Genomic DNA, 5452 nt, shown 5'->3' with positions numbered 1-5452 from the left:
GGAGGTCCTTCGCCGCGCCGATCGCCCGGATGTCGGGCTCTCCGATTTTACTGCTCAAGGCTTGGCGATCCTGGTGAACGGCTTCGGCAAGTGGACGCAAGAGCCGGTGTGCTATCAGGCTCTGGTGGAGATCGCCCGCGGTCTCGGCCCCAAGGGCCGTCGCTTCGGCGCTTTCATCACGCCTGCGCTGGGCAACATCGCCAACAGTCTGGCGCGCGGTATCCTGCAGGGCGAGGAAGCCGGGGAGGTGGCCGAACCGGCTTTGCTGAAGGAGCGGCTGCAGCAGCTGGCGCATTATCTCCACTATGCCGATGACCGGCTGCAGCAGGCCGATGTCCTGGCCATCGCCAACATCTTCAAGGCCCTGAGCAAGGCGCAGTTGTCCGACGATCTGGGTGTGCTGGCAAAGCCGGGGCTGGAGCGGCTGGAGGCGCTGCGCGCCACGCCCGCCTTCGAGCGCGACAACAACCTGGAGACCATGGGCAATCTGTGCGCCGCCCTGCTGCCGCTGGCGCGCAGCCCGCAGCCGGCGTTGCGCTGGTACCGCAGGCCGGCGCTGAACCTGCTCAACGCCATCCAGCCGGTGGTGGAGCGCAAGATCGAGGCGCATCTCGAGGCAGGCCAGGCCGAGCGCGACAGCGGCGCCAATGCAAGCCGCTGCCCGGCGCTGTCGGTCTATCAGGTGCTCAAGACCCGCGCGGTGCTGGAGAAGCTCTACCGGCGGCCCTATGTCGAGGGCGACAAGCTCGCCTTGCGGCGCCGCCAGGAAGAGCTGCATGCCAAGACCAGCCAGATCCTGGACAGCGCCCGCGCCCTCATCGAGGCCGACCTTTCCAACATGAGCTGGAACCTGATCGCCGAGATCGAGGCGGAGGGGCCGCTTGACGCGCTCGACACCTTCATGGCCCAGAACGCGCCGAGCGTCCAGGCCCAGCATGCCGCCGCCGTCTTCGATGTCCATGGCGTGCTTGAGGCCATGGACCACGAGCCGCGGCCGCCGCAAGGCGATGCCGGACTGATGCGGCTGCCGGTGGTCGACATGCAGGGGCGGCCGCTGGCCGGCGAAGCGGAGCTGCGCTATTCCATCTTCCACCGCCTGACCTCGGGGGCTGTCAAGGTGGTTGCGGTGCAGCTGCCGGGCAAGCCGAGCGCCTTCATGCTGGCGCGCACGCTCAGCGTCGAGGGCGTGCCCTACCGCATGGACCTGTTCGGCGGCAGCAAGCTGAAGGCGCCGCAAAAGTCCCTGGCCCAGCTTGCCGCCCGCCTGCCCGGCGCGACCGACGAGGCCACCGGCGGCAAGCTTTTGGCGATCCCCTATGCCGACACGGCGCCGGGGACGGCCTTCGAGCAGCTGGCGCGGGCCTGGGCGCCGTTCAAGGAAGCCTATTACTACACCCAGCGCCGCGGCTTTGCCGCGCCGCCGGACATCCCCGGGCTTGGCCCGCACGACTATGCGCTGGAAGGCGCCTTCAGGCTGTCGCTCCTGCCCGACCGGCCGGCAGGGGCAGCGCATCCCTTCAGGCTCGCCGGGCCGGACGGCCCGATCGCCTTGCGGCCGCATGACGGCTGCGGCTTCATCAGGGCCTCGCTGGCCGAGCGCATGCCGGCCATCGCCCGGACCGTCCGCCCGGACGGCGCCGCGCCGGTGCGTGTCTTTGGCCAGGGCAAGCGAACCTCGGTGCCGGCCTCGGCCCTGCAGCATTATCCGCGCAACGCGGCGGTCGCCGAGGAGACGCGCGAGAAGGCCGAGGCCTGGCTCGGCAGCCGTGAGCAGCCGAGGCTGACGGCCGAGGAGCTGTTTCGGACCGTCACCTCTGGCCACATCGACGGCCCGGGCGCCGTCGCCGTGCCGTCCGGCGACGGACGCCTTTATGTGCCGACGCTCAAGAGCGAGACCTTGACCGCCGATGGCGGCGTGCTTGTCGGGCGCTCGCCCTACGACAAGCCGAACCTGCGCCCGTTCGCCGCCGGCCAGGTCAGGTCGGCGCGCGACGGCGACGCGACCGCGGCGTTCCTGGACCGGTGCGTGGCCTTCCAGTACAGCTTCAACGTCGCGCACAAGTCGGGGGAAAGGCTTGCCGCCGACGATCCGACCTTGTTTGCCAAGGGCATCCTGATCGTGGTGCCCGACCGGATGTGGCCGGCCGCCTTCGCCGAGCGTTCGGTGGTGATGTCGGCCGAGGACGTCAAGTGCCATTCGCACTGGCTCGAGGGCAAGGACCGGGTCAAGGCCGACACCGGGCTCGACTGCGTCGGCATCCTGCAGGCGACGGAGGTGTTCGCGCCCGGCTCGCTGGTTGCGGTGCCGAGCGCCGAACAAAAGAAGCTCGACGGCGATTTCGACGGCGACACCGTTGTCATCGTCGGCGACCGGCCCAGGCTCTACGAGCATGTGCGCCAGTTCGACCAGAAGGAGCAGGCGCGCGGCCTGGCCTCGCTGAAGCCGCCGAAGTCGCACACGCCGGCCATCGAGAACGGCGACTACCAGTTCAGCCGCTCCCGGCAGATACTGTCGGCCACCCAGCAGGTGCTGGAGAGCTACAGCTGCCTGCAGCGCAACGTCCTGGCGCAGCCGCTTGAAGCGCAACGCTGGTTTGCCGAGCGTGCCGTCTTCGGCACTTACGAGGGCATTCACCATGAGCTCAGGGCCGACATCCGCGTCCAGCTGCAGGCAGAGCGGCCGGACGGCCAGGCCATGCAGGGGCTCCTCGAGAGGGCCAGGCAGGACGGCGAGGCGGCCCGGCATCCGGTGGCCCGCGAACTGGCCACCTTGCTGGTCAGCGAGCTCGAGGCCTGGGCCGAGCAGGGCAATGGGGAGCAGCCCAACGGGGAGCAGCCCAAGGGCGAGCCGTTGGCGCGAGCCACGGCCTCGACCAGCGCAACTGCTGGCGTCAGCGCCGCCGCCGGCGCGCTGTTTCCCGAGCTCGCCGAATCCTATCCGGCGGCCGCCGACGCCAGGGAGCGCGTCGAGCTCCTGCTCGACCACTGCCGGGCGCGCATCGATCCGCGGCCCGACGGCTACAACCCGCACGATCTGCACGAAAGCGCCATCAACCTGTTGAGCGTCGGCATCAAGGTCGGCACCGACGCCTACAAGTCCGACACCGGGGCGCGGCTGTTCATGAAGAAGAGCGCCGATCTGCAGCGGCTCCTGCAGCAGGTCCCGGGCCTGAAGCCGGCGCCCTATGTCAAGGCGCTGGCGGCAACGCTGCACCAGGGCCGCTTCGACGTCGACGCCAGCCTGGCGGATCTGAAGGACAATCCGACACTGGCGGCCTCGGTCATGGAGGCCTCGATCAAGCTTGCCGCCGCGAACGGCATCCTGCCCAGCCCCTTGGACGTCGCGGAAGCCGACGACCCCGCCGCCACGATCACGCTGAGCCGCGAGCAGGCCCTGGAGCACGCCAGGCGCGCAGCCCAGCGCGCCGCGGCGGAGGAAGGCGCCATCACCGCGACCGCGCAGGCGGTCGCCGCGCTTTTGCGGCAGGCCGGCATCGAGGTGACCATGCCGCATCTCGAGCAGCGCCTGCGCGGGCGCTCCTCGATGGCCGACGGGCTCACCGGCCAGAGCGTGAGCGCCGCGCCCGAGGCCCAGCTGCTCACCAATGCGGTGCGCCATGTCTTCGAGATCCCGGACGCGGCCCTGACGCGCGCCTTCAAGACGGCCGTGCTGGCCTTCGAGGAGCGCGGCTGCAGCGAGGTCGAGACAACCAACTGGTTCAGGATGCGCACGCCGAGCTTCCTCGCCATCCGCACCGTGTTCAGCACCCCGCAGGGCTATCGCTTCGAGGCCGAGTTCCATACGCCGGCCAGCTACCGGGCCAAGCTCGCCAACCACGACCTCTACAAGCAGATCGGCTGGCTGCGGCGGCATCCCGGGCCGGACGCCGAGCAAAAGGCCGACGAGCTCGTGCAGAGCGTGCGGGACAGATGCCTCGAGGTCGCCATTCCCCCCGACGCCTCCAGCATCCCCCACTGGGGCTCGGCGGGCCACAGCCGGTCGCGGACGGCTGGGACCTCCAGGTTGGCCACCGCCGACCGGGCAAGCCAGCCCGCTGCCCCTCGCTCGCCGCAGGCCGGCGCGATCATAGCCGCCCTCGGCATGCGCCCGGTGGTGCTGGTCGGCATGCCGAGCAGCGGCAAGTCGACCATCGGCCGCGAGCTTGCCGGCAAGCTGGGGGTGAAGTTTGTCGACACCGACAAGGAAATCGTGCGCGAGCACGGCAATCTGAGCGATCTGTTCGCGCGCCAGGGCGAGGCCCACTTCAGACAGCTGGAGGCCGAAGAGCTCGCCAAGCAGCTGGAGAAGGGGCCGATCGTCATCGCAACCGGCGGCGGCGGCTTCATCGAGCCCAACAATCGAGCCCTGATCGGCGAGAAGGCGGTGTCGGTCTGGCTCGACACCAACCCGCAAGTGATCCGCAGGCGCCTCAGGAACGACACCAGCCGGCCGCTGCTGCAAGGCCCCGACGGCGAGCAGAAGCTAAGCCGCATGTTCGACGAGCGCCGGCCGCTCTACCAACAGGCCGATATCACGGTGGTCCCGCCCTCCGCAAAGGACAAGGAGAACGCCGAGCCTTGCGTGAAGGCGCTCCACGCCTACCTGTGCGGCGGCGAGGACGCAGCCGCACAGACCCTTGCCAACGAGACCCCTGCTAACGAGACACATGCCAACGAGACACAGGCCAACGAGGCGCCTGCTCCTGAGACGCCTGCCGCTGCCGAGACGCCCGCCGCTGCCGGGACATCAGCCATCTCCGACGCTCCCGGCATCGCAGTCGACGTGCCACCTGGCGTTCGGCCGACCGAGCGCCAGGCAGCCGGGCTTCCCCCGGTAGCCGCTGCAGCGCATCGGCTGGCGCTTGGCGCCACCCAATGGCTCCTGGACGACCATATCACGGCCGATTACGCGCTGCTTGGCGAGGCCTTGCACGGGGCCAGTCCCGACATCGCCGCCCGGATCCGATTGGTCGAGCCTTCGGTGACCCATCTGTTGCGCATGACCGAAGACGAGGCCGAAGCGGCCGCCATCTTCCACGGCATCGCCGGCGGCGGGGGCAATTTGGCGGACGCCAGGACCGACTTCGTGTTCCTTCCCCTCAACAATGCCGCGCTTGGCGAGCAGGGCACCCACTGGTCGCTGCTGTTTGTCGATCTGCGCGGCTCCCAGCCGCTCGCCTCTCATTACGACTCCTCCGGCGGCCAAAACAGCGCGCTGGCACAAGAGCTCGCCGCAAAGCTGGGCGCCCGCTTGAAGCCGGTGCCGATGGCCCAGCAGGACAACACCTATGATTGCGGCGTCTTCGTCCTCGACGCCACCCGGGCGCTGACCGCACGCCTGGCTGAAGCCGAACCGCCCACCGGCCGGCCGCTCCACCTCGACACCCTCGTCGCCGACCGCCAGGCCTTGCTGGACCGCCTCAGGCCGCTTATCGGCTCCGGTCCATGAAGC

Annotated in this window: 1 protein-coding gene; it reads left to right on the top strand. The window is 69.7% G+C overall.

Translation table 11 applies throughout. From position 1 onward, the window contains the following. Positions 1–5449 (top strand): shikimate kinase (locus tag RFM40_RS33130; protein WP_430691761.1); only part of this gene is annotated, 5449 nt, incomplete at its 5' end. Positions 5450–5452: the final 3 nt, after the last annotated feature.

Source organism: Mesorhizobium captivum, assembly GCF_033977165.1.
GTDB classification, from domain to species: Bacteria; Pseudomonadota; Alphaproteobacteria; order Rhizobiales; family Rhizobiaceae; genus Mesorhizobium; species Mesorhizobium captivum.
This window is presented reverse-complemented; position numbering and strand designations above follow the sequence as displayed.